General features: G+C 70.8%; 22 protein-coding genes. 8 read left to right on the top strand and 14 right to left on the bottom strand.

Going from position 1 to position 25654, the window contains the following annotated elements:
* Positions 1 to 67 precede the first annotated feature (67 nt).
* Complete coding sequence (locus WMF24_RS35225; RefSeq protein ID WP_437731830.1) at positions 68 to 682, top strand: sugar O-acetyltransferase; 615 nt, start codon at positions 68 to 70, stop codon at positions 680 to 682.
* 10 nt (positions 683 to 692) lie between these two features.
* Positions 693 to 1268 carry a TetR/AcrR family transcriptional regulator gene (locus WMF24_RS35220; protein ID WP_437731829.1) on the top strand — a complete coding sequence of 192 codons (576 nt, stop codon included), beginning with the start codon at positions 693 to 695 and terminating at the stop codon, positions 1266 to 1268.
* A 145-nt stretch (positions 1269 to 1413) separates the two neighbouring features.
* On the opposite strand, the gene WMF24_RS35215 is transcribed toward WMF24_RS35220, so the two are convergent.
* Positions 1414 to 2661 carry a hypothetical protein gene (locus tag WMF24_RS35215; protein ID WP_437731828.1) on the bottom strand — a complete coding sequence of 416 codons (1248 nt, stop codon included), beginning with the start codon at positions 2659 to 2661 and terminating at the stop codon, positions 1414 to 1416.
* Between the two features lie 187 nt (positions 2662 to 2848).
* On the opposite strand from WMF24_RS35215, the gene WMF24_RS35210 reads away from it, so the two are divergent.
* Positions 2849 to 4039 (top strand): hypothetical protein, encoded by a 1191-nt coding sequence (locus WMF24_RS35210; RefSeq protein ID WP_437731827.1) that lies wholly within the window; start codon positions 2849 to 2851, stop codon positions 4037 to 4039.
* 78 nt (positions 4040 to 4117) lie between these two features.
* Complete coding sequence (locus WMF24_RS35205; RefSeq protein ID WP_437731826.1) at positions 4118 to 4678, top strand: hypothetical protein; 561 nt, start codon at positions 4118 to 4120, stop codon at positions 4676 to 4678.
* 67 nt (positions 4679 to 4745) lie between these two features.
* On the opposite strand, the gene WMF24_RS35200 is transcribed toward WMF24_RS35205, so the two are convergent.
* Positions 4746 to 5426, bottom strand: a complete 681-nt coding sequence (locus tag WMF24_RS35200; protein WP_437731825.1) for a hypothetical protein — start codon at positions 5424 to 5426, stop codon at positions 4746 to 4748.
* Positions 5427 to 6212: 786 nt separating this feature from the next.
* On the opposite strand from WMF24_RS35200, the gene WMF24_RS35195 reads away from it, so the two are divergent.
* Positions 6213 to 6902: a hypothetical protein gene (locus tag WMF24_RS35195; protein ID WP_437731824.1), complete on the top strand. Its 690-nt coding sequence runs from the start codon at positions 6213 to 6215 to the stop codon at positions 6900 to 6902.
* 305 nt (positions 6903 to 7207) lie between these two features.
* Here WMF24_RS35195 and WMF24_RS35190 read toward each other — a convergent pair whose 3' ends face one another.
* The 10 genes from WMF24_RS35190 to WMF24_RS35145 form a co-directional block, all read right to left on the bottom strand.
* Positions 7208 to 8521, bottom strand: coding sequence for an inositol-3-phosphate synthase (locus WMF24_RS35190; RefSeq protein WP_437731823.1), 1314 nt, complete (start codon positions 8519 to 8521; stop codon positions 7208 to 7210).
* Between the two features lie 61 nt (positions 8522 to 8582).
* Positions 8583 to 9590 carry a UDP-glucuronic acid decarboxylase family protein gene (locus WMF24_RS35185; RefSeq protein ID WP_437731822.1) on the bottom strand — a complete coding sequence of 336 codons (1008 nt, stop codon included), beginning with the start codon at positions 9588 to 9590 and terminating at the stop codon, positions 8583 to 8585.
* Positions 9591 to 9734: 144 nt separating this feature from the next.
* Positions 9735 to 10835, bottom strand: coding sequence for a CgeB family protein (locus WMF24_RS35180; protein WP_437731821.1), 1101 nt, complete (start codon positions 10833 to 10835; stop codon positions 9735 to 9737).
* Entirely contained in the window at positions 10832 to 11959 is a 1128-nt protein-coding gene (locus tag WMF24_RS35175) for a CgeB family protein (protein WP_437731820.1), read from the bottom strand. Before WMF24_RS35175 ends, WMF24_RS35180 begins: the two co-directional genes overlap by 4 nt.
* Positions 11956 to 13092, bottom strand: a complete 1137-nt coding sequence (locus WMF24_RS35170; RefSeq protein WP_437731819.1) for a CgeB family protein — start codon at positions 13090 to 13092, stop codon at positions 11956 to 11958. The genes WMF24_RS35175 and WMF24_RS35170 overlap by 4 nt, the downstream gene beginning before the upstream one ends.
* Positions 13093 to 13095: 3 nt before the next feature.
* Positions 13096 to 14268, bottom strand: coding sequence for a glycosyltransferase family 4 protein (locus WMF24_RS35165; RefSeq protein WP_437731818.1), 1173 nt, complete (start codon positions 14266 to 14268; stop codon positions 13096 to 13098).
* On the bottom strand, positions 14261 to 15565 hold the full coding sequence (locus WMF24_RS35160) for a TIGR04295 family B12-binding domain-containing radical SAM protein (RefSeq protein WP_437731817.1): 1305 nt from the start codon (positions 15563 to 15565) through the stop codon (positions 14261 to 14263). The genes WMF24_RS35165 and WMF24_RS35160 overlap by 8 nt, the downstream gene beginning before the upstream one ends.
* On the bottom strand, positions 15562 to 16692 hold the full coding sequence (locus tag WMF24_RS35155) for an SDR family NAD(P)-dependent oxidoreductase (RefSeq protein WP_437731816.1): 1131 nt from the start codon (positions 16690 to 16692) through the stop codon (positions 15562 to 15564). The genes WMF24_RS35160 and WMF24_RS35155 overlap by 4 nt, the downstream gene beginning before the upstream one ends.
* The gene (locus tag WMF24_RS35150) at positions 16689 to 17807 is read right to left on the bottom strand and encodes an SDR family NAD(P)-dependent oxidoreductase (protein ID WP_437731815.1); all 1119 of its coding nucleotides are present in this window, start codon (positions 17805 to 17807) and stop codon (positions 16689 to 16691) included. Before WMF24_RS35150 ends, WMF24_RS35155 begins: the two co-directional genes overlap by 4 nt.
* Positions 17808 to 18244: 437 nt before the next feature.
* The gene (locus tag WMF24_RS35145) at positions 18245 to 18817 is read right to left on the bottom strand and encodes a DUF1003 domain-containing protein (RefSeq protein WP_437731814.1); all 573 of its coding nucleotides are present in this window, start codon (positions 18815 to 18817) and stop codon (positions 18245 to 18247) included.
* Between the two features lie 266 nt (positions 18818 to 19083).
* On the opposite strand from WMF24_RS35145, the gene WMF24_RS35140 reads away from it, so the two are divergent.
* Entirely contained in the window at positions 19084 to 19440 is a 357-nt protein-coding gene (locus tag WMF24_RS35140) for an antibiotic biosynthesis monooxygenase family protein (RefSeq protein WP_437731813.1), read from the top strand.
* A gap of 253 nt (positions 19441 to 19693) precedes the next feature.
* Here WMF24_RS35140 and WMF24_RS35135 read toward each other — a convergent pair whose 3' ends face one another.
* Positions 19694 to 21298 (bottom strand): hypothetical protein, encoded by a 1605-nt coding sequence (locus WMF24_RS35135; RefSeq protein ID WP_437731812.1) that lies wholly within the window; start codon positions 21296 to 21298, stop codon positions 19694 to 19696.
* A 520-nt stretch (positions 21299 to 21818) separates the two neighbouring features.
* Here WMF24_RS35135 and pssA point away from each other — a divergent pair.
* Together pssA and WMF24_RS35125 are read left to right on the top strand one after the other, a co-directional pair.
* Positions 21819 to 22637 carry a CDP-diacylglycerol--serine O-phosphatidyltransferase gene (gene pssA / locus WMF24_RS35130; RefSeq protein ID WP_437731811.1) on the top strand — a complete coding sequence of 273 codons (819 nt, stop codon included), beginning with the start codon at positions 21819 to 21821 and terminating at the stop codon, positions 22635 to 22637.
* 421 nt (positions 22638 to 23058) lie between these two features.
* Positions 23059 to 24096, top strand: a complete 1038-nt coding sequence (locus WMF24_RS35125) for an IS630 family transposase (protein WP_437731810.1) — start codon at positions 23059 to 23061, stop codon at positions 24094 to 24096.
* Here WMF24_RS35125 and WMF24_RS35120 read toward each other — a convergent pair.
* Complete coding sequence (locus tag WMF24_RS35120; RefSeq protein WP_437731809.1) at positions 24093 to 25577, bottom strand: lamin tail domain-containing protein; 1485 nt, start codon at positions 25575 to 25577, stop codon at positions 24093 to 24095. The genes WMF24_RS35125 and WMF24_RS35120 overlap by 4 nt on opposite strands.
* Positions 25578 to 25654 lie beyond the last annotated feature (77 nt).

Below are 25654 nucleotides of genomic sequence, written 5' to 3'. Positions count from 1 at the left end.
CGAGCCGGCGCAGCTTCGTCGGGCGGCGATGTGGACACCCGTTCCTATCGTGTGTACACTCGTCCATATGATGAACCCCGACGACCCCCGGTCCATGCGCGAGCGGATGCTCGCCGGCGACCCGTACATCGCGGACGACCCGGAGATCGCCGAGCGGAGCGCCGCTGCGCTCGACCTGATGGCGGCCTACAACGCGACCTCGGTACGGCAGCGACCGCTGCGCCGTCGCCTGCTGGAGCAGCTGCTCGGATCGATCGGCGAGGGGACGGAGATCCGCCCGCCGTTCTACGTGGATTACGGCTCGCAGATCACCATCGGGGCGCGCTGCTTCGCGAACTTCGGGCTTGTCGCGCTCGACGTCGCGCCGATCACCCTCGGCGACGACGTGCAGATCGGGCCGAACGTGCAGCTCCTCACGCCGACCCACCCGGTGGAGCCCGAGCCCCGGCGGCAGAAGTGGGAGGCCGCGAAGCCCATCAAGATCGGCAACAACGTGTGGCTCGGCGGCGGCGCCATCGTGCTGCCGGGCGTGACGATCGGGGACAACACCGTCGTGGGGGCCGGCTCGGTGGTCACGCGCGATCTGCCGGCCAACGTGGTCGCCGTGGGCAACCCGGCCCGCGTGATCCGGACGATCGGCGACGCCGGGGCCGCGCGGGCGCCGGGGAACGCGCGAGGGTGACGGAGACGCGATGAGCGCCAGGAGGGCGAAGGCCGCCGCGCCGGCGCGGCGGGCTCGCCGTCACGACCCGGGGCGCAGGGACCGGCTCGTCGAGACGGCGCTGGAGGTGATCGCCGAGCTGGGGGTGGCCGGCGCCTCGCACCGCTCCATCGCGCGGGCGGCCGACGTGCCGCTCGGCTCGACAACCTACCACTTCGCCTCCATCGACGAGCTCCTCGCCGCGGCGTTCACGAGGCATGCGGAGACCGTGGCCGCCCGCTTCGAGGAGCGGATGCGCGCCGCGTGCGATCGCGAGGCCGCTGTCGACTGTCTCGTCGAGCACCTCACCTCGGACCTGCTCGGCTCGTCGCGCGACCTCGTGCTCAGCGTCGAGCTCTACGTCGCCGCCGCCCGGAGGCCCGCGCTGCGGGCCGTCACGCAGGCGTGGATGCTGCGGAGCCGGCGGGCGCTGGAGCTCCACTTCGACCCGGTGTCAGCGCGGGAGCTCGACGCGCTGATCGAGGGCCTCGTGCTGCACAGCGCGCTCTCCACGGAGCCGATGAACGCCGAGCAGATCCGGCACGCCATTCGCCGCTTCACCCGCTGAGCTGTCTGGCCGTGCGTGGTCAGACGTCTGGCCGTGCGTGGTCAGACGTCTGGCCGTGCGTGGTCAGACGTCTGGCCGTGCTGCGCCGCCCAGCGATAGCGCGGCCTCCGCGCTGCACCGGCCTGTCGCCCTGCGCTCGAAACGCTCAGTCCTCGCCTGATTCATCGCAGCGCCCGACGCTGAACCAGCGCACGCCGAGCGCCCCAGACCGGTGCGCGACGCAGACCGCGCCGCCCACCTCCGCCGCTTCGTACAGAGCGCCGTCGACGGTGACCTCACCGCCTTGCTCCGGTCCCCAGGGCGCGAGCCGTAGATTGTATCTCGGGCCCTTGCCCGAGCTGAGGCGCTTGTCGAGCACCGCGACCCGAAACACCTCGGGCTCGCTGCGGTCGAGCAGCGCGTTGGCCATCTGGAGCGCACCCCAGGGGTGCGCGGCGAGGAACAGCAGGACGCCGAGCGGGGCATACCAGCGCCGGCGCAGCGCCGGCTCTCCGATCATGACGAGCACCGCGAGGGCGAGGGCGATGAGCGCGGTCCAGACGAGCGGCGGCTCCCAGTCGATCACGTCGAGATCCAAGTACGCGCGGACCGCAAGGATCATCCCGGGACCGAACAGCGGCACCAGGAGCGAGGGCCGGATCTCGTTCCGATCGTCCGAGATCGCGTACAGCCCGCGCCCCGCGAGCAGCAGCGCCACCATGGCGGGCGGAATCGCGGCGAGCGTCACGATCGCGGCCTCGTAGGGCCGGGGGTAGAGCCAGGCCCAGAACAAGGCCCCCGCGGTGACGACGGTGGCGGCGCGCGCGACCCGGCGCGCCCTCGCGAGCGCCCGGCGGCGCTCCTCCTCGGTCTGCCCGAGCTCCGGCCGCCGGAGCAGCTCGGCCTCGGCGCGCTCCCGGTCGAGCTCGTCGAGGTTGGGGATGGCCGCGAGCCAGTCGTCGAGGACAGCGTCGCGCTCGCAGCGGAGATCGGTCTTCACCGGCTTCCGCCCGGGCTCACGGAGCTCGAAGACGAACAGCTCGACTCCTTGCCTGGGGATGATCCGGAGCCCCAGGATCTCGTCCCGGCGCAGCCGGCGGCGGCCATACCCCACGTCGACGAGCTCTATCGCGTCCTCGAACAGGACGACGCGCTTGCCCCGGATCCAGGCGATGCAATAAGCGCCGCCGAGCGCGAAGCCGAGACCCACGAGCGCGAGGGTGACGCTCAGGACAGGGGCCGCCCGCTCCGGTCTCCAGAACAGCGCCACGCCGACGAGCCCGAGCCCCATCGCGACGAGCACCGCCCCGGTCACCTGGTTGAGGAGCCGTTGCCCGCGGCTCGGCCGATAGACGCGCGGCCAGACGCCGTCGCGCCGCCGCTCGGGGAGAGCCTCTGTTCGTCCGGCGCTCATTTCGCTGGCAGCGACGTTACCACGACGGCCGCGCCGATCGCCGGTCGCGCACATTCGCACCGCGGGCGCGCCCCGATGCCCCCACCGCGGACACGGGCGATGCTTCCCTGTAGACCGTTCCATCGACTCGTGCGTCCGTAAGGGCCGCGGCGGTTTCGCTCCGCCGCGTGAACGGTGAGAGACAGCGATGGCGAAGGCGGATCGAGACAGCGAGACGGGAGCGGCCGGGTGGCCTGGCGCCGGCGGGGGCGACCTCGACGCGCGACGGCGGCAGGACCCACGGCGTCCGGCACGGCGCTGGCGCCTGGCTTCAGGCGCGCTGGCGTGGGCGCTCGCGGCCGGTCCGCTCGGGGTGGGGGCGGCCGCCTGCGCGCGCGCCGCGCCGGACAGCTCAGGCGTCGCCGCTGCCGGGACCAGGGGGGACGCCAGCGCCGCGCCGGACGCCAGCGCCGCGCCGGGCGCCAGCGCCGCGCCGGGCGCCAGCGCCGCGCCGGACGCCAGCGCCGCGCCGGACGCGACGCCGCGGCCGGCTGCCGCGGCGGAGTGGCGGACAGAGAGCTCCCTCGGCGTGGAGATCGAAGTCCCTGACGATTGGGCCGTCAACGACCACGGCTGCAACATGAGCGCCAGGCCAACCGTCGTCCGGGCGCAAGGGCCGCAGCGACAATGCCTGACGCCGGAGCCGCCGACGAAGCAGGTCGCGATCATCGGCCGCGATGCGCCGGAGGACGTCGGCAAGGGACCGGAGTTCACGCGTCGCGACGTGTCGCTCGGCGGCGTGAGCGCCGAGCGCACCGAGGGGCGGGGGGCCGACGGCCGCCATCACGGCTGGCTCAGGATCCCGTCGCGCCGGCTCATGGTGTCGGTCCGGACCCATGACCCCGAGGTCGCACGCCGGATCCTCGACAGCGCGCGGCTGGTCAGCGTCGACCACAACGGGTGTCCCGCCACGCGCCCCCCGGAGAAGCGCCCAGCGGCGGCGCACCCGACCGCGCAGTCGGCCATGGCGCCGGGCAACCCGAGCTCGATCTCCATCTGCTATTACGGCGCAAGCGCCGACACGCTGCTGACCTCCGCGCGCCTGTCCGGGCGAGAGGCCGCCGCGCTGGCCGCCGCCTTGAACTCGGCGGCTCCCGGCCCGAACCCCGACGCCGATCCGAAGGAGTGCGCGCTCCCGCCAGCGCCGCCCCCGGCAGACGTGGTGTTGCTCGCAGAGGACGCCGCCGGCCGAGGCGCGATCCATGTCGCGTTCTCCGGCTGCACGGGGCGGGGCCTCGACAACGGCGCGCTGCGCGCGCGCGTCAACCTGGCGATCATCGAGCGCATCATGGTCCCGCTGGGCACGGGCTTCGCCTTCCACGGCGACCTGAACCGCTGAGCGGCTCACCACGCGGCGATCCACCCGTGTTCGCTCCTGGAGCCTCGTCCTGCTAGCTCTCTGGAGGAGGCTTCGGCGATGCGACACCCGTTCGAGCTCATTCCGGAAGGGCGACGTGCTCCGCTGCTATGGTCGCTGCTGGGCCTCGCCGTCCCGAGCGGCGCGGCGATCGCCGTCGCGGACGAGCGCTTGCGGACGGAGGCGGCTCCGTGGGGGATCGTCTCGTTCGAGCTGGCGGGGACCACGGCGCGTGCACGCCGCATCGTCGAGTCCTGGGATGATGCCGCGCGCCTCAATGCTGCCTTCAGCCTGGGAATCGACTACCTCTTCCTGGCGGTCTACGCCAGCGGCCTCGCGCTGGCCTGTGTGATGGCAGCAGACGCGCTGAGGAAGCGCGGCCTGCCCGGTGCGGCCCTGGGCGCGGCGCTCGGCTGGGGGCAGTGGCTGGCCGGCCTGCTGGATGCGACGGAGAACGCCGCCTTGTTCGGCATCCTGCGCGGCTGCGACGAAGCGCTCTGGCCTCCGCTCGCGCGCTGGTGCGCGCTGGCCAAGTTCTGCCTGGTGGGCGCCGGGATCACGGTCGGGCTCGTCGGTTATTGCGCGCACCGCTGGGGCAAGCCGCGTGACCGCCGTTCCTGAGGTGGAGTCGACCTGCGCGCGCGACGCGGGCGCTCGCCTGCGCGCGGTCGTCCACTGCGGTCGGGGATCACGCGCTCGATCGTCGGCCGTCGCCGAGGTAGAGCGGGTCGTCGTCGGGCCGAAGCTCGATCGGCCGCGGCGACGCGCGGTGGCCGTCCCGCTCGTCGTTCGCGTCGAGCCGGCTCGCGACGGCGGCGGTGCCCGCGACGAGCACGGGCTGCCCCACCTCGATGACCGTCTCCCGATAGCGAACCGTGCCGTGAAAGCCGGCGAAGAACGACGCGCGCTCGTGGCCGTAGCGCTCGCGAAAGGCGTCGACGTGGTCGGCGGCGTCCGGGGGCGGTTCGGCGTCCGCGAGGTCGAAGCGCACGTGGCCGCTCGGGCGGACGAGCGCCTGGCCCGTGCCGTCGTCGAGGGCGAAGTCGGGGGCCCACTCGGCGTCGTCGTCGACCACCCAAACGAAGCCCAGGTTGTTGCGGCCGAAGCCGCCCTTGCGCTCCTGCCGCCAGCGCACGACCCGGAAGGCGACGCACGGGCGCCCGCTGAAGGGTGAGACGAGCGGCTCGCCGACGGGCACCGCTCGGCCCCGCGCGGCGGTAAAGCGGGCTGGCCGCAGCTGCGCGATCGATTCGACGCACGCCCGGCGCAGGCGCTGTCGCTCGGCGCGCCGCAGCGCCCATCGAAGCCCGGCCCCGCCGAGGCCGAACGTCAGCGCGACACCCAACGCGGAGAGGAGCAGGGCTTCCACGAGGGCATGATCGCTCAGATGGCCTCGACCGGCCAGGGCGACGCCCGTGCGCGCGAGGCGGCCGACACCGCGCTCGGCAAGCCATAAGGATACAGCGGGACCCGAAGCATCGTCTTCTCCCTGGCGTTGCCGCCCTGGCCGCCGCGCCCGCCCTGGCCTCGACGAGCACCGGAGTGATGCGCACGTGACCCGACGCGCGCGCCCACGGCCGGCGGCGAGGTGCGCCGCGTCTGCCGCCGTGCCCATCACCGTGGTTGCCGCAACGTCGGCGACAGCACGGATGCCTCCCTTGAGACCTGGCAGATCGTCGGGTAAGGCGGCGCGGCGCTCGCCGAAAAGGTGCTGAAATCGGTCGCCGGACGGCCGTGGTGTTGTCCGATCGCAACAACCTCCCTGCCGCTGTGTGGTGAAAGATTCACGTCGGGAGCGCGCGCCGTAGGCGATGCGACAGCCGCGCCGAGGCGCGCTGCGCGGAGGGCCTGGTGTGAGTCGCGGCCGTGGAGCGGCCACGTCCTGCGCCTTCTGGCGGCTCACGATGAACGACGACGGCCAGCAGCAGGACGAGGCTCAACTGGCCCATGTCTTGCACTGAGCAGGAACAGCGAGAGACGCTCGCTTGACGACTACGTGTTGCTGCAGCAACGGCGCTCCTCGCTGGATCTGCGGTTCTCCCTGGAATTGCCAGGCGATCACCCGGTTGCTCGAAAGCTCGAGCAACGCACGGCGGTGAGTTCGCCGCCTGGCGCTGCGAGCGTCCTCTCTCTTGATAACGACGAAGGAGAGCTCATGAAACCGATCTCTTGGAAGCACCCGATCATGCTCCTGGTACCCCTGCTGACGCTCCTCGCGTGCGTGGAGGCCGGCCCCCCTGGCGACCCCGGAGCCGCTGCGTGCGGAGAGGTCCCGGCGTGTGGCGGTGATCCGACCGGATCGTGGACCATCGAGGGGCGCTGCACCGATGAACCTGCGTTCTCCGGGAACAGCTCGAGCTGCGATGGTGTGCTCTCGTTCGCCGACGTCGAGTACATCGGGCACGCCGAGTTCAACGCCGACTTTACCTATGTCATCACCTACACGCCGAGGGGGCCGGTGAGGATCGCGCGCCGGATGTCGTGCCTCGTCGACGACGGCGTCCAGAAGACATGCGCCGAGTTCGACGAGGACATGCAAGACCTCCCGCTCGCGGACGAATCGCCTTTCCAGTCGGGGAGCTGCGCGATGACAGGCGAGGACTGCGTGTGCGAGCTGTTCTTGCGCGAGGACCCCATCACCGAGACGGGCGTCTGGCAGGTCGTGGGCACGACCTTGGAGACCTACCAGGACGGCGAGGAGTGGGGGGTCGAAGACAGGCCATTCTGCGTGGACGGGTCCTCGTTCACGCTGGGTACGGAGGAGTTGACGGAGGAGACGGAGACGTGGACGGAGGAGAACGAGGGAGAGCCGATAAAGAGCTACATGCGGCTGACGAGGAGGTGACACGGCGCCTTCTGCGTAGCGCGCACCGAAGTGCTTGCGGATCGGCGCGTCCGTCCCGGCTCCTCCGCGTTCTCAGCCCACTCCGGCCTGGCGCTCGCGGTGACGACGCGCTCGCGCAGCGCGATCGCGCGCTGCGACCAGTGCGCCGGAGGTGGACGGGCTGCTGGCCGTGCGTGGTCAGACGTCTGGCCGTGCGTGGTCAGACGTCTGGCCGTGCGTGGTCAGACGTCTGGCCGTGCGTGGTCAGACGTCTGGCCGTGCGTGGTCAGACGTCTGGCCGTGCGTGGTCAGACGTGATGCGCTCCTCAATCGTAGTACTCGTTCCCGAGGTGCGTGATGAGCTCTTCCCCCATCATCCAGCGCAACGTGTTCTTCAACTTCATCGACTGGATGAACAGATCGTGCTCCGGGTAGAGCTCCGGCGCCGTCATCGGGCTCTTGAAGTAGAAGCTCAGCCACTCCTGCGTCCCGCTGAACCCCGCGCGCGCCGCCAGGTCGAGGAACAGCGCCAGATCGAGCACGATCGGCGCGGCGAGGATCGAGTCCCGGCAGAGGAAGTTCACCTTCATCTGCATCGGATAGCCGAGCCACCCGAACAGATCGATGTTGTCCCACCCCTCCTTCGCGTCACCCCGCGGCGGGTAATGCTCGATCCGGACCTTGTGGTAGAGCTTCGAGTACAGCTCCTTGTAGAGCCCCGGCTGCAGGATCTGCTCGAGCACGCTCAGCTTCGAGGCCTCCTTCGTCTTGAACGAGTCCGGATCGTCGAGCACCACGCCGTCGCGGTTGCCGAGGATGTTCGTCGAGAACCACCCCGAGATCCCGAGCATCCGCGCCTTGAGCGCCGGCGCGATCACCGTCTTCATCAACGTCTGCCCGGTCTTGAAATCCTTGCCCGCGATCGGCACCCCGTGGGTCCGCGCGAGCTCCCACGCCGCCGGGAAATCCACGGTCAGGTTCGGCGCGCCGTTCGCGAACGGGACCCCCTCCTTGATGCACGCCCAGGCGTAGATCTGAGAGTTCGAGATCCCCGGGTGGTTCGACAGGAGCCCCGCCTCGAACGCGGCCACCGACTGGTGCACCTCCGACGGCGCGATGAAGATCTCCGTCGATCCGCACCACACAGCCACCGCCCGGTCCGCCCCGCGCGACCGCACGAAGCCGCGGATGTCGTCCCGCACCTGCTCGACCATGTCGGCCTTGCTGCGGCCCGTCTTCACGTGCGGGCCGTGGAGCCGGCGCACGTAGTCCGGGTAAAACACCGCCCTCATCGGCGTGACGCCGGAGAGCTCCTCGCGGACCGTGTCGAGGTGCGCGGCCTCGAGCACCTTCGCCTCGACCGCCGCCTCGTGGGCGTTGTCCGGGAAGATGTCCCAGCCGCCGAACTCGAGATCATCGAGCGACGCCAGCGGGACGAAATCCTTGATCTGCGGCGAGCGGTTCTCGGTGCGCTTGCCCAGCCGGATCGTCCCGAGCTGGGATAGCGCCCCCACCGGCGGGGCCACGCCGCGCCGCGCGAGCATCACGCCAGCGATCGTCGTCGTCGACACGGCCCCGAGCCCCGGGAGGAGCACGGCGAGCTTCCCCTGCGGCTTCGTCACCTTCTGCGGCTGCTTCATCAGACCCTCTCCTCCGATCGATTCCGTTCAGCCGCTCCGAGGCTGCTCGTTGATTGTCTGCTCAACCGTTCGCGGCCTGCGGCAGCGGCGCGTCGCTCTCCGCCGAGAGCGCAGGCGCGTGACGGCCGAGGCCGAGCACGCTCCGGAATCCCTCGATCGTCCGGCGTAATCCCACCCGGAGCGGCACCTTCGGCTCGAACCCGAGCGCCCGCTTCGCGTGATCGATCACCGGCTGCCGCTGCCGCGGATCGTCCTGCGGCAGCGGGCGGAACGCGATCCGGCTCCGGCTGCCGGTCAGGCGGATCACCTCCTCGGCGAGCTCCAGCACCGTGAACTCCTCGGGGTTGCCCAGGTTCACCGGGCCCGTCTCGGTGGGGTGCTCCATCAGCCGGACGATCCCCTCGACGAGATCGTCCACGTAACAGAAGCTCCGCGTCTGCGAGCCGGCCCCGTACACCGTCAGATCCTCGCCCCGCAGCGCCTGCACGATGAAATTCGACACGACGCGCCCGTCGTCGAGCGCCATCCGCGGACCGTAGGTGTTGAAGATCCGCGCCATCCGGACCTCGACGCCGCGCCGACGGTGGAAGTCCATCACAAGCGACTCGGCGCAGCGCTTGCCCTCGTCGTAACACGAGCGGATCCCGATCGGGTTCACCGAGCCGCGGTAGCTCTCCGGCTGCGGGTGGACCTCGGGATCGCCGTACACCTCGCTCGTCGACGCCTGGAACACCCGCGCCCCGCAGCCCTCGGCGAGCTTCAGCGCGTTGTACACGCCCACCACGTTGACCATCGTGGTCCGGACCGGATCGCGCTGGTAATGGGGCGGGCTCGCGGGCGAGGCGAGGTTGTAGATGCGGTCGACCTTGACGTCGTACGGCTGGGTGACGTCGTGCTCCAGCAGCCGGAAGCGGCGGTGGTGGAGGAGGTGGACGACGTTGGCCTTGGAGCCGGTCGAGAAATCGTCGAGCGCGACGACCTCGTGGCCCTCGCGGATCAGCCGATCACAAAGGTGGGAGCCGACGAAGCCGGCGCCTCCGGTCACCAGGATGCGCAGCGGAGCGCTCATGTCTCTCTGACCTCCTCTCCACGAGTCGACGACCGGCCGAGAGCCCCCGGAGGGGCGAGCGCCATGGGCGCCCTCCTCGTCACGGCCGCTTCGTCATCCTTCATTTGCAGCACGCTGTTCCAAGCCCGACACCACACGTCGATGTCACTGCCCCCGGTCCCCTGGGAGCTCCTGCTCTTCGAGCAGCTCCCGGGCATATCTCTCCAGCGCCTCCGCGCGGTGCGCCGCGGTGTGCCGGGCGAGCACGCGCTCGCGCGCCCGCTGCCCGATCGCGATCCGCTCCCGCTCCGGGAACTCGCGCAAGAGGCGCAGCGCCTCGTCCGAGGAGCGGGCGACGAGGATCTCCTTGCCGGGCTCGAAGAAGTCGTCGAGCCCCGGCCACTCGTCGCTGATCACCGGCACGCCGCACGCCGCCGCCTCGAACAGGCGCACGCTCGGCGAGTACCCGGCCTCGATCATGTCCTGGCGCGTGACGTTGAGCGTGAAGCGCTGCGCGTTGTAGAACCCGCGGTGCTCGCCCGGCGGGACGTGATCCGTCCGGTCGACGTTGGCCGGCCAGGCGATGTCCGCCGGGTACTGCGGCCCGGCGACGGCGAAGCGGCCCTGCGTCCAGCGGCGCGCCGGCTCGACGAGGAGCCGGTCCAGCGTGGGCTGGCGATCGGCGCTGTACGTGCCGAGGTAGCCGAGATCCCACCGCGCCGCGGCGCGCTCCGGGAAGTACTCGTCCGGATCCACAGCGCAGTAGAGCGGGCGCGCCCGCCGGGCCCCGTAGCGGCGCTCGAGCAGGTCGAGCGTCGGGCCGCCGGTGAACGAGAGGTAGAGGTCGTACCGCGGGATCAGCCCCGGCGACAGGTACTCCGTGTCGCCGCGCTCGAGCTTCTTCAGCGTCACCGGCGTGTCGATGTCGTAAAACGCCGTCTTCCCGCGCGCCGTCTTCGTCACCCACGCGCCGACAGCGACCCCGTCGGGCACGTACGACCCGACGACCACCATGTCCGCGTCGCGCACCGCGTCGGTGAAGCGCGCGCGGAGGTCGTCGAGGCTCTTGTAGAGCTCGGTCCGGCCATAGGGCGGGTCCGGGAGATCGCGGTTCTCCGCGTAGAACCAGAGATCGCGCTCGAGGAACAGAACGCGGTGCCCGCGCTGGGCCAGCCGCTTCAAGAGCCCGCGGTACGTCGTCGCGTGGCCGTTGCCCCACGAGGAGGTGATCGAGAGGCCCAGGAAAACGAAGGTGTTTGTCTTCACGGCGCGGTCGCGGTGAGGGTTGCGTCGGCGGGGCGGGCGAGCAGCGCTTCGACCTGCTTCGCCCGCTCCGCGTAGGTGTGCTCGGCGAGCACGCGCTGCTTCGCCGCCTTGCCGATGGCGCGCGCCCGCTCGGGCGTGAGCGCCCGGAGGATCTCGGCCACCTCGTCGCCATTCCTCGCGACGAGCACCTCGCGCTCGGGCTCCAGGAAGAGCTCGATCCCCTCCCACGCGTCGGTGATCAGGCACGCGGCGGCGCCCGCGGCCTCGAAGACCCGGGTCGCCGGCGAGAAGCCGACCGACGCCATGCTGTCGCGCGCCACGTTCAGCACGGCGCGCGCGCTCGCGTTGAAGGCGTTGTGATCCGCGGTGTAGACGTGGCCGACGTACCGGACGTTCGGCGGCATCGCCTTGTCCTGCCAGCCGTTGCCGCCGAGCAGGAACCGGAGCTCGGGGAGCGCGGCCGCGGGCCGCAGGAAGAACTCCTCGACGCGCTTCTCCCGGTCCGGCAGGCGGTTCGCGAGCAGCGCGAAATCGCAGTCGAACCGCGCATCCGGCGCGACCTCGAGGTGCGTCTCGGGGTCGAGCGCGTTGTAGATCGGCACGCAGCGCCGCGCGCCGAGCGCCTCGTAGCCGCGCACGACCGGGTCGCCGCCGCCGTAGGTGAAGACGAAGCCGTAGCGCGGGATCTGGGCGCGGAACGGGTCGGCCGGGCTCGTCCGGACGCGCTCGAGCGTGGCCGGCGCGTCGACGTCCCAGAAGATCGTCGTGAGCCCCGGCCGATCGAGCGCGGCGACCTCGGCCTCGAGCAGCTCGTCGAAGACGCCGACGCCGCTCGCCTTGACGACGACGTCCGCGCTCCGGGCCTGCGCGACGAGCCGCCGGGGCTCCGCCGGGTCGGTGCCGGAGTAGACGACGACGCGGGCCCACGGCGGGTCGTCGATGTCGCGGTGCTTCTGCCGGTCGTACGCGTCCGGCTCGTAGAACGTGACCCGGTGGCCGCGCGCGGCGAGCGCGCGGATGATGCCGCGGTAGTAGGTGGCGGCTCCGTTCCAGTAGGCGGAGACGAGGCTCGATCCGAAAAAGGCGATGTCGAGCGATCGGGTCGAGGCAGGGCGTCGGTTCATGCGGTGGCTCGCTGGGTGGTGGCGGCGGGCGCCGGGCGATCGACCTCGATGCCGAGGTCGGCCGAGATGCTGAGCAGCTCGTTGACGCGGTGGGCGCACGTGTGGCGCGCGAGGACCGTCTTGCGCCCCCGCTCCGCCAGCTCGGCGGCCATCGCGGGCTCGGCGAGGAGGGCCCGCAGGTGTCGCTTCATCTCCTCGCCGTCCCGGGCGACCAGGTAGTCGAGCCCGGGCGAGAACAGCTCCTCCGCGTCGCTCCACGGCGAGCAGACGAGCGGGATCGCGCACGCCATGGCCTCGAACGGCCGGATGGTCGGGATGCCCGGGAGCGATTCGACGTAGGGCCTCCGCGGCACGTGGACGGTCACCCGCGCCCGCGCGAACGCGTCGGGCGCGCGGTGGTTCGGGAGCCAGCCGCGGTACTCGATGCCGGCCGCCTCGAGCGCGGCGCGGGCGTGCTCGGGGTAGCGCACCCCGTGCACGCGGGCGGACAGGCAGAGGTCGCGCGCCGGGCCGATGAGGAACTCGTCGAGCTCGCGCGTGCGCTCCTCGTCTCCCCAGTTGCCGACCCACACGAGGTCGCGCTCGAGCTGGACGTCGCGGCGCGGCCGGAACACCCGGGTGTCCGCGGCCTCGTGCCAGATGAAGGCGCGGCGGGCCCAGCGGCGCTCGAGGTAGATGTCGCGGATCACCCGGCCGAAGGCGAGCACGCCGTCGTAGTGGGTGAGGTCGTAGCGGGCCATGGCGCCGGGGTCGGTGACCGACCGGTGGTGCGTGTCGTGGAAGAGCAGCCGGTACGACGCGCCCGCCCTGTGCGCGCCGACGCGGGCGACGAGCTCGGGGTCGCTCCACTCGTGGACGATGACGAGCGACGCGCCCTCGAGCGCCTCGTCCAGGTCGAGCGAGGCGAGGTCGTAGCGGACCGGGGCGACGTGGGGATAGACGTGCCTCACCTCGAGCAGCGGGGCCTCGCCGTGATCGGCGACGAGGTTCTGGAGGCTCCAGGCGTCCCTCGGCTCGAAGACGCGGACCTCGTGCCCGCGCTCGGCGAGCTCGGTGACGACGCCGCGGAGGAAGTGCGCGTTGCCGTGGTTCCAGTCGGACAGCAGGGAGTGGCAGAAGAGGACGATGCGCATGGCTCACTCGCCTCCCACGGCGGCAGCGGCGGCGGCGCCCGCGGCCTCGCGCGCCGCGGAGCGCCGCGCGGCGAAGGCGCGCCGGCGGAGGTCGCCGTAAAGGTGCAGGTAGCTCCGGGCCATCCGGCGCGGCGAGAAGTCGAAGGCGCGGGCGCGGGCGCGCGACGCCATCTCCTGCCGGAGGCCGGGCGCGTCGATGAGCGTCTGGAGCGCGCGCCGGAGCGCCTCGGTGTGGCCGGGATCCACGTAGACGGCCGCGTCGCGCCAGACCTCGCGCAGGCTGGGGATGTCGCCAAGGACGAGCGCGCAGCCGGACAGGGCGGCCTCGAGGACCGACAGGCCGAACGGCTCGTACCGGGCCGGGTGCGCGTAGATCGACGCGCGGGCGAGCGCGTCGGCGACGCCGGACGGGGAGAGCACGCCGAGGTGCTCGAGCGACGGGATCGGCCGCGCGCCCCCGCCGGGGTGGACGTCGCTGCCGGCCACCCGGATCGGCCAGGGGAGGTGAGGGGCCACCTCGCCGAGCGAGGCGACGTTCTTTGCCTGATCCCAGAGCCGCCCGACGGCGAGGATGAACGCCTCCTTGGGCCGCGGGGCGAACCGATCGAGGTCGGCCGCGTTGGGGATCACCACCGCGCGGGTGCGCCGCGAGAGAGCGCCGTGGTGGCGCAGCAGGGCGTCGAGCATCGCCCGGGTCGGCGCCACGACCGCCGAGGCGGCGGCGAGCCCCCGGGCCACCTCGCGCCGGTAGCGATCGTACTGCGGCGGCGCGTCCCCGCCGAGGACGGCGGACCACCAGGAGAGGACGCAGGAGTGCGCAACGACGAGCTTCGGCGCGCGGAAGCCGAGGGCGGCGTGCGCGTAGCCGTTCAGGTGGACGACGTCCGGGCGGACGCGCTCCTCGAGCTCGAGGAGCCAGTCCCCGGCGCGCGCGACGTCGTCCCAGGGGTCGTCCATCCACTCGAGCCGGTAGGGGCTCTCGAAGAGGGCGAGCCCGGGCACGCTGGCCGTGGCCTCGCACTGGGCGGCCGAGAGAGGCCCGCCCATCGTGGCGAGCGACGTCCGCACCCCGTGCCCCGCGAGCGCGCGCGCGAGCTCGATCGCGTAGGAGAAGACGCCTCCCACCGTGTCGGCGGTCATCAGGACGGAGCCGAGCGCGTGCAAGGCGTCACCCATGGCCCGGCGCCGCGACCTCGAGCGCGGAGAGCGGCAGCGGGCGGCTCTCCTGGATGTCGCTGAAGTGATCGAACTGACCGAGGTAGTGCTCGACCGAGCGCTCCCACGCCTGATCGTCCGGGCGGCCCCAGCGCATCGTGTAGTCGGGCGAGCCCGGGTACGGGAACATCGGCACCGGCTCGTTCGCCCACACGCCGTGCTGCCGCAGCCGCTCCCGGAAGGCGGTGACGTCCGCCGGGTCGTCGGTCTGCGACTGGATCAGGTTCGCCTGGACGAAGGGGACGCTCTTCTTCGCGTGGATCAGGAGGTCGCTCAGCTGCTCGGTCGAGAGCTTGCAGTGCTTGGCCAGGAGGCTCCTGCCCTCCTTCGTGATGCTCTCCACCCCCGCCTCGATCGAGACGCACCCCGCCTTGCCGAGCAGGTCGAGCATCTCGCGGTTCCAGTTGTCGACGCGCATCTGGACGCCGAACGACACCGGGCGATCGACGAGCGCCTCGAGCAGCGGGCGGTCGGGGAGGAATATCTCGTCGATGAAATAGACGTAGCGGACGCCCTGCGCGATGAGCCCGTCGAGCTCGTCGAGGAGCACCGGGAGCGGGCGCTTGCGGTAGCGATCGCGGAAGTTGTCCTTCGCGCAGAAGGTGCAGTGGTAGGGGCACCCGCGGGACGCCTCGATCTCGGCGCCAGGGCCGACGGGCGTCGTGTCGAAGCGGTGGTGGTGGTGGGCGTGGCGCGCCACCGTGGCGTCGTCCCAGCGGAGGGCCGGGAGCCGGCCCATGTCGGACGCGTGCGGCCCGCCCTGCACGCGCGGCTCCCCGCCGTCGTCCACAACCGCGATGGAGTCGACTTCGCCCCAGCGCGAGCGCGGGAGATCGGCGAGCTTCACCAGCACCTCCTCGCACTCGCCCATCACGACAGCGTCGACGCCGAGCTTGCGCAGGGTGGCGCGCGGGGTGGTCGAGGCGTGCGGCCCCACCGCGAACCGGAGGCCCGGAAGGTCGCGGAGCGCGTGGAGCGTCTGCTGGGGGACCCGGAGCTCGGGCGGGGCGCAGCGCCAGAAGAGGTAGCTCGGCGCGGTGGTCACCACGACGGCGTCGGGGCGGAGCGCGGCCACCTCGTCGCGGACGGCTTGCTGGGAGAGGCCGCGGGCCTGGGCGTCGACGATCGCCGCCTCGTGCCCCGCGGCCTCGAGGAGCGCCCTTGCGTAGCCGTACTCGAGCGGCAGGTGGGGCTCGCGGCACCCGAAGTAGATGCTCCCCTCGAAGCTCCAGGGCGGGTTGACCAGCGCGAACCTCACCCGACGCCCTCCATGCGCAGCTCCTCGGTCGCCTGACCGGCGGCGGCCTTGCCGGCGCCGGTCATCTCCATCATCTCGCGCAGCCAGCCGTACAGCTTGCGGACGCCCTCGCGGACCCGGACGCGCGGCCACCACCCCGTCGCCGCGCAGAACCGGCGGCAATCCGAGACGTAGTAGCGCTGATCGCCGGGCCGCCACGCCTCGAAGCCGGTCGCCGGGCGCTTGCCGTCGAGCTCCTCGATGAGGTCGAGCAGCTCGAGCAGGCTCATCGTGTTCTCCGGGCCCCCGCCGATGTTGAACGCCGTCGCGGAGACCTGCCGGATGTGCTTGCGGGCGAGGAGGAAGGCGTCGACGAGGTCGTCGATGAACAGCACGTCCCGGACCTGCATCCCGTCGCCGTAGAGCGTGATCGGCTCCCGCCGGAGCGCCTGGAGGAGGAAGTGGGCCACCCAGCCCTGGTCCTCGGTCCCGAACTGGCGCGGGCCGTAGATACAGCTCATCCGGAACACGGCCGCCGGCAGCCCGAAGGTGCGGGCGTAATCGATGACGTACTGGTCCGCCGTGCCCTTGGAGCAGCCATAAGGGCTGTGGAAGTCGAGCGGGCGGGCCTCGGAGATGCCGGAGACGCGGAGCTCCGCGTCCTCGGGCTCGTAGTGCCGGCCCGTGCACTGGAGCGGCACGTCGGGGAGGCCGCCGTACACCTTGTTCGTGGACGTGAAGAGGAGCGGCGGCGGGGAGCTCTGGGCGCGGACGGCCTCGAGGACGTTGAGCGTCCCGCGGGCGTTGATCTCGAAGTCATCCACCGGCCGCACGAGGCTCGTCGTCACCGCGACCTGGGCGGCGAAATGGAAGACGCTCGAGGCGCGACGGACCGCTTCGGCCACCGCGCCGGCGTCCCGCACGTCGCCGGTGATCAGCGTGATGCGGTCGCCGTGGACGCGCTTCAGCCAGTCCACGTTGCGCGCCACCGAGGGCCGCGAGAGGTTGTCGAAGAGGATGACCGACTCACCCGCCTGGGCCAGGCGGTGGGCCACGTTGGACCCGACGAACCCGGCGCCGCCGGTGATCAGCGCCGGGCGCGCGGGCGCGCGGCCCGCGCTGATGCCATCGAGCTGCGCGGCGCTCATACCGTCAGCCCCCGGGACTCCAGCTCGGCGCGGGCCTGGGCGACAGAGTCCTTCGCCACCTGCCCCTCGAGCCAGCCGGCGAGATCGCGCAGCCCCTCCTCGAGCGTGACCTGGGGCTCATACCCGATCTTGCGCTGCGCCGCGCCGATGTCAGCGAAGCAATGACGGATGTCGCCGAGCCGCGATTTCCCGGTGATCTCGGGGTCGATGTTGTCCTTGCCCATCACCTTCCGGACGTGCTCGGCGACCTCGCGCACGGTGTACGACCGCCCGCTGCCGACGTTGAGCACCTGGCCCACGGCCGAGTCGGCCGTCATGACCCGGACGCAGGCGCGGGCGATGTCGGCGACGCTGACGAAATCGCGCCGCTGGAGCCCGTCCTCGAAGATGAGCGGCGGACGGTCGTTGAGGAGCCGCGAGGCGAAGATGGCGAGGACGCCCGTATAGGGGTTGGAGAGCGCCTGACGGCGGCCGTAGACGTTGAAGAAGCGGAGGGCGACGGTCGGGATGTTGTAGGCGCGCCCGATCGTCAGGCAGAGCCGCTCCTGGTCGTACTTGGAGAGCGCATAGACCGACTCGAGCGCCGGCGTCTTGGACTCGGGGGTCGGCACGGGCACGAGCACCTCGCCCGTCTCGCTCCGGACCTCCCAGTCGCCGCGCTTCAGCTGATCGAGCGGGCGGCTCGCCCCGGCGACCACCGTCCCGGAGGCGGTCCGGTACAGGCCCTCGCCGTACACGCTCATGCTGGAGGCGACGATCAGCCGCGACACGGGCTTCTCGACGAGCGCCTCGAGGAGCACGGCGGTGCCCAGATTGTTGACCGAGGTGTACTCCTCGATCTGGTACATGCTCTGTCCGACCCCGACCATGGCCGCGAAGTGGTACACGACGTCCACGCCGCGCAGCGCCGACCTCACCGCCTCCCTGTCGCGGACGTCGCCCACGATGAGCTCGACCTCCGGATCGAGGTACGCCGGGCGCCGGCGCTCGGCGCCGTGTACCTGGGGAATGAGGCTGTCGAGCGCCCGGACGCGATGTCCCTGGCGCAGGAGCTCGTCGGCGACGTGCGAGCCGATGAACCCCGCTCCACCGGTGATGAGGACGTGACTGGCCATATGCCTCTTGGTCGATGGTCAATGCGTGGCAAAACGCCACGACCCGGAGCAAACCAGGCTGAGCCTGGTCACGAAAACCATTGGCTCCAGGGCGCCCGTGTTGCCACCCTGCAGTCCGAACGGCCCACCGCACGGCGCGTCCGGGTCTGTTCATCACGGACATCGTACAATCGATGCCCCGGACGCCATCCGAGTAACATGTAATCCACGAGCCGGCAAGAGTGGCCCGTGAGAGTTTTGATACGCACCGTCCTGTGCGACCTCCCCAGTTCACATGGGGAGTACTCAGATACCGCCAAAGCTATCCGGGATTTGCCTGACAGACTTCGGGTCAGGTAGTACCGCTCGAAATCAAGCGCGCGGGAACGTCAGGCAACGAGTCGAGGGACGGAGCAGCGTCCGGGAATACCACTGCTCGTTCTAGGGAAAGCCCGTAGTCACTCCTTCACGGCGTCGTGCTGCACGCGCTCGATCTCCTCCAGCACCATCTCGGGATGCACATCCTTCTTGAGCTCCTCGAGGTGCGGGTCGGTCCGCCGGGGCACCTGGAGGTGACGGGAGATGCCGTCGACGAGCTCGACGAGCCGGGTGACCTCGTGCTCCGCCAGGAGATTCACATGGAGGTCGAGATCGGCGCGTTTGTCGGCGAGCGCCTGCATGCGGTTCTGGCTGATGAGCACGAAGGTGGAGAGGAAGATGGCCTCGACCGAGGCGATCATCGCCAGCATCACGAACGGAAATGGATCGAACGGCTTGATGAAGGGGACGACGCCCGTGTTCACGACGAGCCACCCCCCGAAGAAGGCGGCGTGGAGGAAGACGAACGTCATGCTCCCCGTGAAGCCGGTGATCTTGTCGGCCAGCGCTTCCTGGAAGCTCTTCGTTCGCTCCTGCTCCCGCCGGACCTCCAGGAGCGCCTGGATATTCCGGCGGACGACCCCCTCCACCTCCGAGCGATCGGGCCCTTCCTGTCCGGGCTCCACCGGCGCGGGTCTGTCACCAACCTTCATGGGGCCGTTCATGGAGGGACCTCCGGAGATAAAGGAGCCGAAAGGCGGGGCTGTCAATCCGATTCGGCCGGGCCGCCCATCGACCCTGGCCGGCCGAGCGTCCTGGAACGCATTGCGGTGAGCGGCAAGAATTTCCACAATTATTTGCCGCGGCTCCGGGAGGAGCGCGCGGCGTTGCCCCCGGAGGGTGGGGGTACTGCTAAGCTCGCCACCGCCCGCCAGCGCGGGTTACCGGCGCCCGCGAGGAGCCAGCAAGGAGAGGAGCCATGATCGTCGTCACCAACCGCATTCCTGTCGCCGAGGGCCACGAGGCCGAGTTCGAGGACCGCTTCAAGAACCGGGTTCATCTGGTCGACCGCGCGCCCGGCTTCATCCGGAACGAGGTGCACCGGCCGAAGCCGATGAAGCTGGACCACGCGACGGGCACGTGGAGCCCCGACCCGGACGCGCAGGGGTTCTACGAGGTGAAGACCTGGTGGCGGTCGATGGACGACTTCATCGCCTGGACCCAGAGCCCCGCGTTCGCCGAGGCGCACCGGAACCGCGCGCCGAAGGAGATGTTCGCCGGCCCGAGCAAGCTCGATATCCACGAGGTCTTCCTCAGCACCGATCTGCAGGAGTGAGCGGGGGGCGCGCCGCGCGGTCGCGAACGGGTCGGCGAGACCATGAGCGCGGCGGCTCGGCCGCGCCGCTGCCGAGGGCGGCGCCGCCTGCCCGGCCGTCGCCTGTGGGCGCCGCTCGCGCGCTGGGTGCGGGCCGCAGGAGCAGCAGATGTTCTGGCTGTGGACGCCGCCGAGGGGCAGCGGAGACCGCGCGGAGCCGCGCCTCGGCGCTCCGCGCGAACCTGCGGGGGGGATCAGGCCGAGGGGCGCGCCCTCAGTGGGTCGTCGAGCCGCCGAGCGTGCGGACCTGCTCCGCGCCGTCCAGGGGGGCCTCCGCGCTGGCCGCCGCGAAGCTGGCGCTTTCGGCCGTCGGGGTGCAGGCCGTCGTGCACGACTTCTCCTCGATGAACGACTTGAGGACCTGCGCGCGGTGGGGGAGGAACTTCCACTCGAGGGGCGCGGAGATCCGGCCCAGCTCGTCGACGTGGACGAACGCGTTGGGCTGGCGAGCCGGGTCATGCCCCAGCCACACGTGCAAGCCGCCGAGGCTGCCGCTGTCGCTCAGCTGGTGGCACCCGGCGCACGACTGGGTGCCGGCGCGATCGGCGGCGTCCTCCGCCGTGACCGCGTTGGGCCAGAGGCCGCGGCTCTGGAGGATCGGATCGAGCGCCGTCTCGATGCTGGTCATGAACGCGGGGTTTGTCTGCAGCTGGGCGCTGTATGCCTTGCTGGGGTCCACCGGGCTCTCGGCCGCGTTGTAGACGTCCGGGATGGGCAGCGTGCGGAGCGAGATGTCGTTCTCGTCGTCGTCGGACGGCACGAGCCCGTCGAGGGCGCCGAGGAAGCTGCTCTGGAACAGGACGCCGCGGCTGTCGTTCGGGTCGAAGGAGCTGCTGAACAGGCCCTCGAACGGGTTCTCCTTCACCGTGACCGGCTTGAAGAAGAGCCTGACCGAGTTGTCGGCGGAGTCGGTGCCCACGTCGAGCTTGAACTCGCGGAGGGTCCAGGGGAACTGCATGAACTGATTCGTGCGGATCTGGCCGGTCGAGTGCATGAAATTGGACGCCTGGAGGACCGGATCGAAGCCGTCCAGGCCGTCGTGATAGAACTCTCTGAGCTTCTCGGCGCGCTGCTCGTCGGTCATCGTCGAGAGGCTCGCCCAGAACTCGGCGACCGGGAGGCAGGCGGCGACGCCGCACTCCGGGTGCGGGTTCGGAAGCTGGCCCTCGAAGATGATGAGATTGCGGTCGAGGTTGTTGGTCTGGCCGGACTTCTTCGCGTAGATGATCCGGTACTCACCGCAGTGCGCGCCGCCCTCCGGCGCGTCGTCCTTCGGCGCGAGGTCGAACCGGTTCACGAGCGCGACCGGCTCCATGAAGTTCGGTCCGTCCACGAACGGGTCTGTCGTGGCGAGCGCGCCCTCGGCCCTGGGGCACGCAAACGGGAACCCGTTGATGAAGCCATTGCCATCGACAAGGCCGTTGTCGTTGCAGTGGATGGCGTCCGAGAAGGCGGCGCTGGTGCTGACGTTCTGCGTGTCCCACCAGCGCCTGTAGACATCCAGGGGCGTCTGGTCGGAGCCGACGCTTGTGATGAGCTTCCGGAGGACGGTTTCGAGCTTGAACGCGTCCTGCGCCAGGATGGCCGGGTCCATCTCCTTCGTGACGATGAAGGACTTCCGGAGGTCCATGTGCGGCACGTCCGCGGGGCACGTGAGCGCCTCCGCGCTCTCGGCCGTGAGCTCCTGGGCCTCGCCGGCGGCGGCAACGACGCCGTCGTCGACCGGATCCGAGCCGCTGCAGGCGCCCAGGGAGACCGACGCCGCGGCGCACATCACCGCTGCGATGGAGGGGAACTTGACGACATAACGAAGATGCATGATCGCTCCTGTGGAGGGGGCGGACCGGGATCGCTCCGGAGCGGCGCGCGCTCCGAGGCGGATCCACCTCGCGCCGTAGCCGCTCGTGCGCCTCGTCGGAGGGAGGTCCGGCCGTGGCAGCCCGCTTCGCCCGGCGCCATCGCAACCGGCATGCCGCGCCGCCGCGTGGGAGCCCTTCCGGCGGGATCGTGCGGCGCGACGCAGCGAGCGCGGCGCAGGAGCGCCTGCCGCCGATCGAGCGCGCGCGCGGGTCGAGCCTGCGCACGGCAAGCCTTGCCGTCCTGGCAAAGATTGCCATCCGTGAATGGCAGGGGCATGGCAAGGATTGCCGTCGCGCCACGCGCGCCGTGTGGCGCCGACGGCCCGCGGGATCGCCATCATGTCCGAACATCATCCAGCAGCGTGGGACACCGGCGTCGAGGCATGGTGCCCTGCGAGGTCGCGGCAGGGCCCGAGGTCACGTCCCGAGGGCCCGCGCGGCGAGGCGGCGCGGGAGCGGCCGGGGGCCGTGTCGAGGAGGATGCTGTCTCTCCTCCCGAGCCTGATCACGCTGTCCTCTGCTTTCTGTGGCTTCGACGCGGTACGGCGCTCGGCCTCGGCGCGGTCCGACGAGGACCTTCAGCGCGCGGCGCTCCTCGTCCTCGTCGCGATGGTCCTCGACACGCTCGACGGCCGCGTCGCGCGGATGACCCGGACGCAGAGCGCGTTCGGGCGGGAGCTCGACTCGCTGGCCGATCTCGTCTCGTTCGGCGTGGCCCCGGCCGTGCTCGTGTACCAGGGGTCGCTGCATCGCCTCGGCCTCGCCGGCGTGCTGGGCGCGTTCGTGTTCACCGCGTGCGGGGCGATCCGGCTCGCCCGCTTCAACGTCCTCGCGATGCGCGACGCGGGCCGCGCCGGGCCGCCCCCGAGGTTCATCGTGGGTCTCCCGGTCACCGGCGCGGCCGGGATCCTCGTCGCGATCGTGATGACCGGGGGCGCCGCGGGCGGGCCGCTCGGCGGCGCGGGCGCCGCGCCGGCGGTGCTCGCGGCGATGCTCGTCGCCTCGCTCCTCATGGTGTCGACCATCCGGTTCCGGTCGTTCAAGGACCTTCGCTTCGACACCCGCGCTGCGCTGTTGATCGCGTTCGCCCTGGGATCGAGCGCGCTCGTCTCGGCCCGATGGGCGCCGGGGTTCGTGGTCGCATGGCTGACCGGCGCCTATGTCCTGCTCGGCGTTGTCGAGTCGCTCTGGCGCCTTCCGAGGACGATGCCGCGCTTCAGAGCCCGTGATGAAGAAGAAATCGAACCACAGAGGCACAGAGGGCACCGAGGAAGAGAGAGCAGAGAAGAGAGGATGTAGGTGCTCTCTTTCTCCCTCTCTTTTCTCTCTCCTCTGTGCCCACTGTGCCTCTGTGGTTTCTTCTCTCTCTCCCCCCGCGGGCTCACCCCGCCAGCCAGAGCAACAAACGGGTTGAACCCGCCTGAAACGAGCAGGACTTCGAACCGCCAAGGACGCCAAGACATTGTCTTCTTCTTCTTCTTCTTCTTCTTGGCGTCCTTGGCGTCCTTGGCGCCTTGGCGGTTCATTTCTCGCTCGCTCAACGTGACCGTCGTTCTAAATTCCCGATCCTGATTCGGGAACGCCAGCAATTCCAAGCGCTTGAACGGAAAGCTTGCAGGTCGGCCTCTCCGTGCCCTCGTGGCCGCTGTGAACGAACCCACCACGAGGAGGAGAGGCCGATGGGGAGAATGTTCTTCGGCTTCGTTGCCGTCACAAGCGGGTGCTTCAGCAGCGCGCCCGAAAAGCGCGGGATGGGGCTTACCGAATCCGCTGCCTGGTTCTGCTGAGATTGGACGCCGGAGCGACGCCGGCACGCATCGCAGAGGAGCTCCAGGTCGCTCGCTCGACGATCAGTCGGATCCGCTCGCGCTTCCTCGCCGAAGGGCTTGCGGGCCTACGCGACCATCGCGCGCACAACGGTCAGCGCAAGGTTTCTGCAGCGCACCGGCGGCGGCTTGAGCAATTGCTCGACGCGAGCCCGCAGGACTTCGGCTGGGCACGGCCGACGTGGACGCGCGAGCTGCTGGCGCTCCAGCTCGAACGCGACACCGGGCTGCGCCTGAGCGTCGGCCACATCGGTCGGCTGCTGCGAGCGATGGGGGCGCGCCGCAAGCGCCCTCGTCCCATCGTCCGCTGCCCGTGGCCGAAGGCGCGCGAGCGCCGCAGGATCGGAGCCATCCGCAAGCTGATCTGCAGCCTGCCCCGCGACGAGATCGCGTTCTACGTCGACGAGATGGATGTCGATCTCAACCCGCGGCTCGGGCTCGACTGGATGCGGCGCGGTCGGCAGAAGCGTGTGCTCACGCCCGGCAACAACCAGAAGCGCTACGTCGCTGGCGCGCTGACGATCGGCTCGGGCAAGCTGACGTGGGCGTTCGGCGCTCGCAAGAGCAGCGACTTGTTCATCGCGGCGCTGGCCACGCTGCTGCGCCGCTACCGGCGCTACCGGCGGCTGCACGTCATCGTCGACAACTTCGGCATCCACACGAGCAAGAAGACCCGAGCATTCGTCGAGGCCGCGGGAGGCAAGCTCGTGCTGCACTTCCTGCCGCCGTATGCGCCCCAGTACAACCGCATCGAACGTGTCTGGAAGCAGGTCCACGACAACGTCACCCGCAACCATCGGTGCGCGAGCATCGACCAACTCGTCGAGGAGGTGGATGATTGCCTGGAGGCCCTCTCCCCGTACCCGGGGTCGTCCGCGAGCCTGCGGCCTGTGGTCAGCTCGCCCGTTGCCGATTCGGGATCGGCTATTTAGAACGAGAGACCGCTCGCGCGCTTGCCGGGCGACGAGCTCCCGCCGAGGATGTTGTGGAGCACGAACGTCGCGTCCGCCGAAGCATCCGGGCTGCGGTTCATCGACACGCCGTCTTGCCCGGCGAGCACGGAAGAGTACACAACGCTGCTCACCGTCGCCCCCGACGCGTTCCGCAGCGTGACTGTGTCACCCCCGTTGCCGAGGTGCAGTGTCCCCGTCGACGCGCCGACGGCCCCGCTGCCGATCGGCACCGCCGAGGCATTCCCGTACACCACGATGGCCGTGGATGGCGCGAGCGACGCTCCCGCGGGGAAGGTGTGCCGCGTCGCCGTCTTGTCGGCGAGCGTCCACCCCCCGAGCGAGGCCGTCTCCCCGCCGACATTGATGATCTCGACGAACTCGCCGCTCACGTCGCTGCCCGCCTCGTTCGCGAGGATCTCGTTGATGATCACGATGGCAGCGCCCGTGCCGCCGCTGCCGCCGCTGCCGCCGCTGCCGCCGCTGCCGCCGCTGCCGCCGCTGCCGCCGCTGCCGCCGCTGCCGCCGCTGCCGCCGGCACCCCCGCTGCCGCCGGCGCCTCCGCTGCCTCCGCTGTCGGGGATCAGGAAGTCGCGTACAATGCCCATGTGCTGCATGTACGGGGCGCCGCTGTCCGAAGAGCGCGCGGGGCTGATCTCCGTGAGTGGAGAATAGACGCGCGTGTCCACCACGAGCCCGTTCGCGAAGCTGCTGCCGCCCATCGCGACGGCGACCTCGTGCTGCTCCAGATCGCCGTCGACGAGCACCCAGTCGTACGGCTTGGTCCTGCCGGCGTTCGTGTTCGAGTTCCCGTTCGCGTCCGCGGGGTAGGGCGGCTGCGCGACGACGACATCCCTCAAGGTCCTGATGCACGCCTCGTCCCTGCCCCCCGTATTGAAGTCGCCGCCGATGACCAGGTAATCGCCGTCGGGGACGACCGACTCGATGTACGAGACGAGCTGCCCCGCCTCCGTGTCGCGCGCGCCCGAGCCAGAGGTCAGGAAATGGACGCTGACCGCCCAGAGGTCGACCGGACCGGGAATGTCGATCCGCGCCCACGCGAAGTCCCGGTTGCCCACCGAACCGTCGTCCCACTCGCCGGACTCGACGATCGGCCACCGGCTCACGATCCCGTTCGGGATCTGCGCCCCACCCTCGCGGTAATAGCTGAACCCCGCGCCGAACGTGGACTCCACGAAGTCGTCAATGTCAGCGCTCGAGTTGCTGTCGTAGTTGAACTCTTGCAGCAGCACGATATCGGGCTCGACCCCCTGCATGATGCGGCTGCCGTGGCCCAGATCGTAGCTCTGCTGCGTGCCGCTCGTGAGGTTCGCGGCCATCAGCCGGACGCGCGTCGAGAGCGCGTCGCTGCGCTCGCCGAGGAGGGCGGGCTCCGGGCCCACCCCCTCGACCTCCAGCGGCTCGGCAGCGCACGCGGCCAGGGCGAGCGCCGGTACGAGCAACGGAAGCCGAACCCATGAACATCGCTTCAGGATGAGCGTCGATCGCATATCGTTGCACCGGGCCTTTCTCGGGATCT

The organism is Sorangium sp. So ce1335, assembly GCF_051521615.1.
Classification (GTDB): Bacteria; Myxococcota_A; Polyangia; order Polyangiales; family Polyangiaceae; genus Sorangium.
Note: the sequence above shows the minus strand (reverse complement) of the source record. Positions and strands in the feature narration are given on the sequence as shown.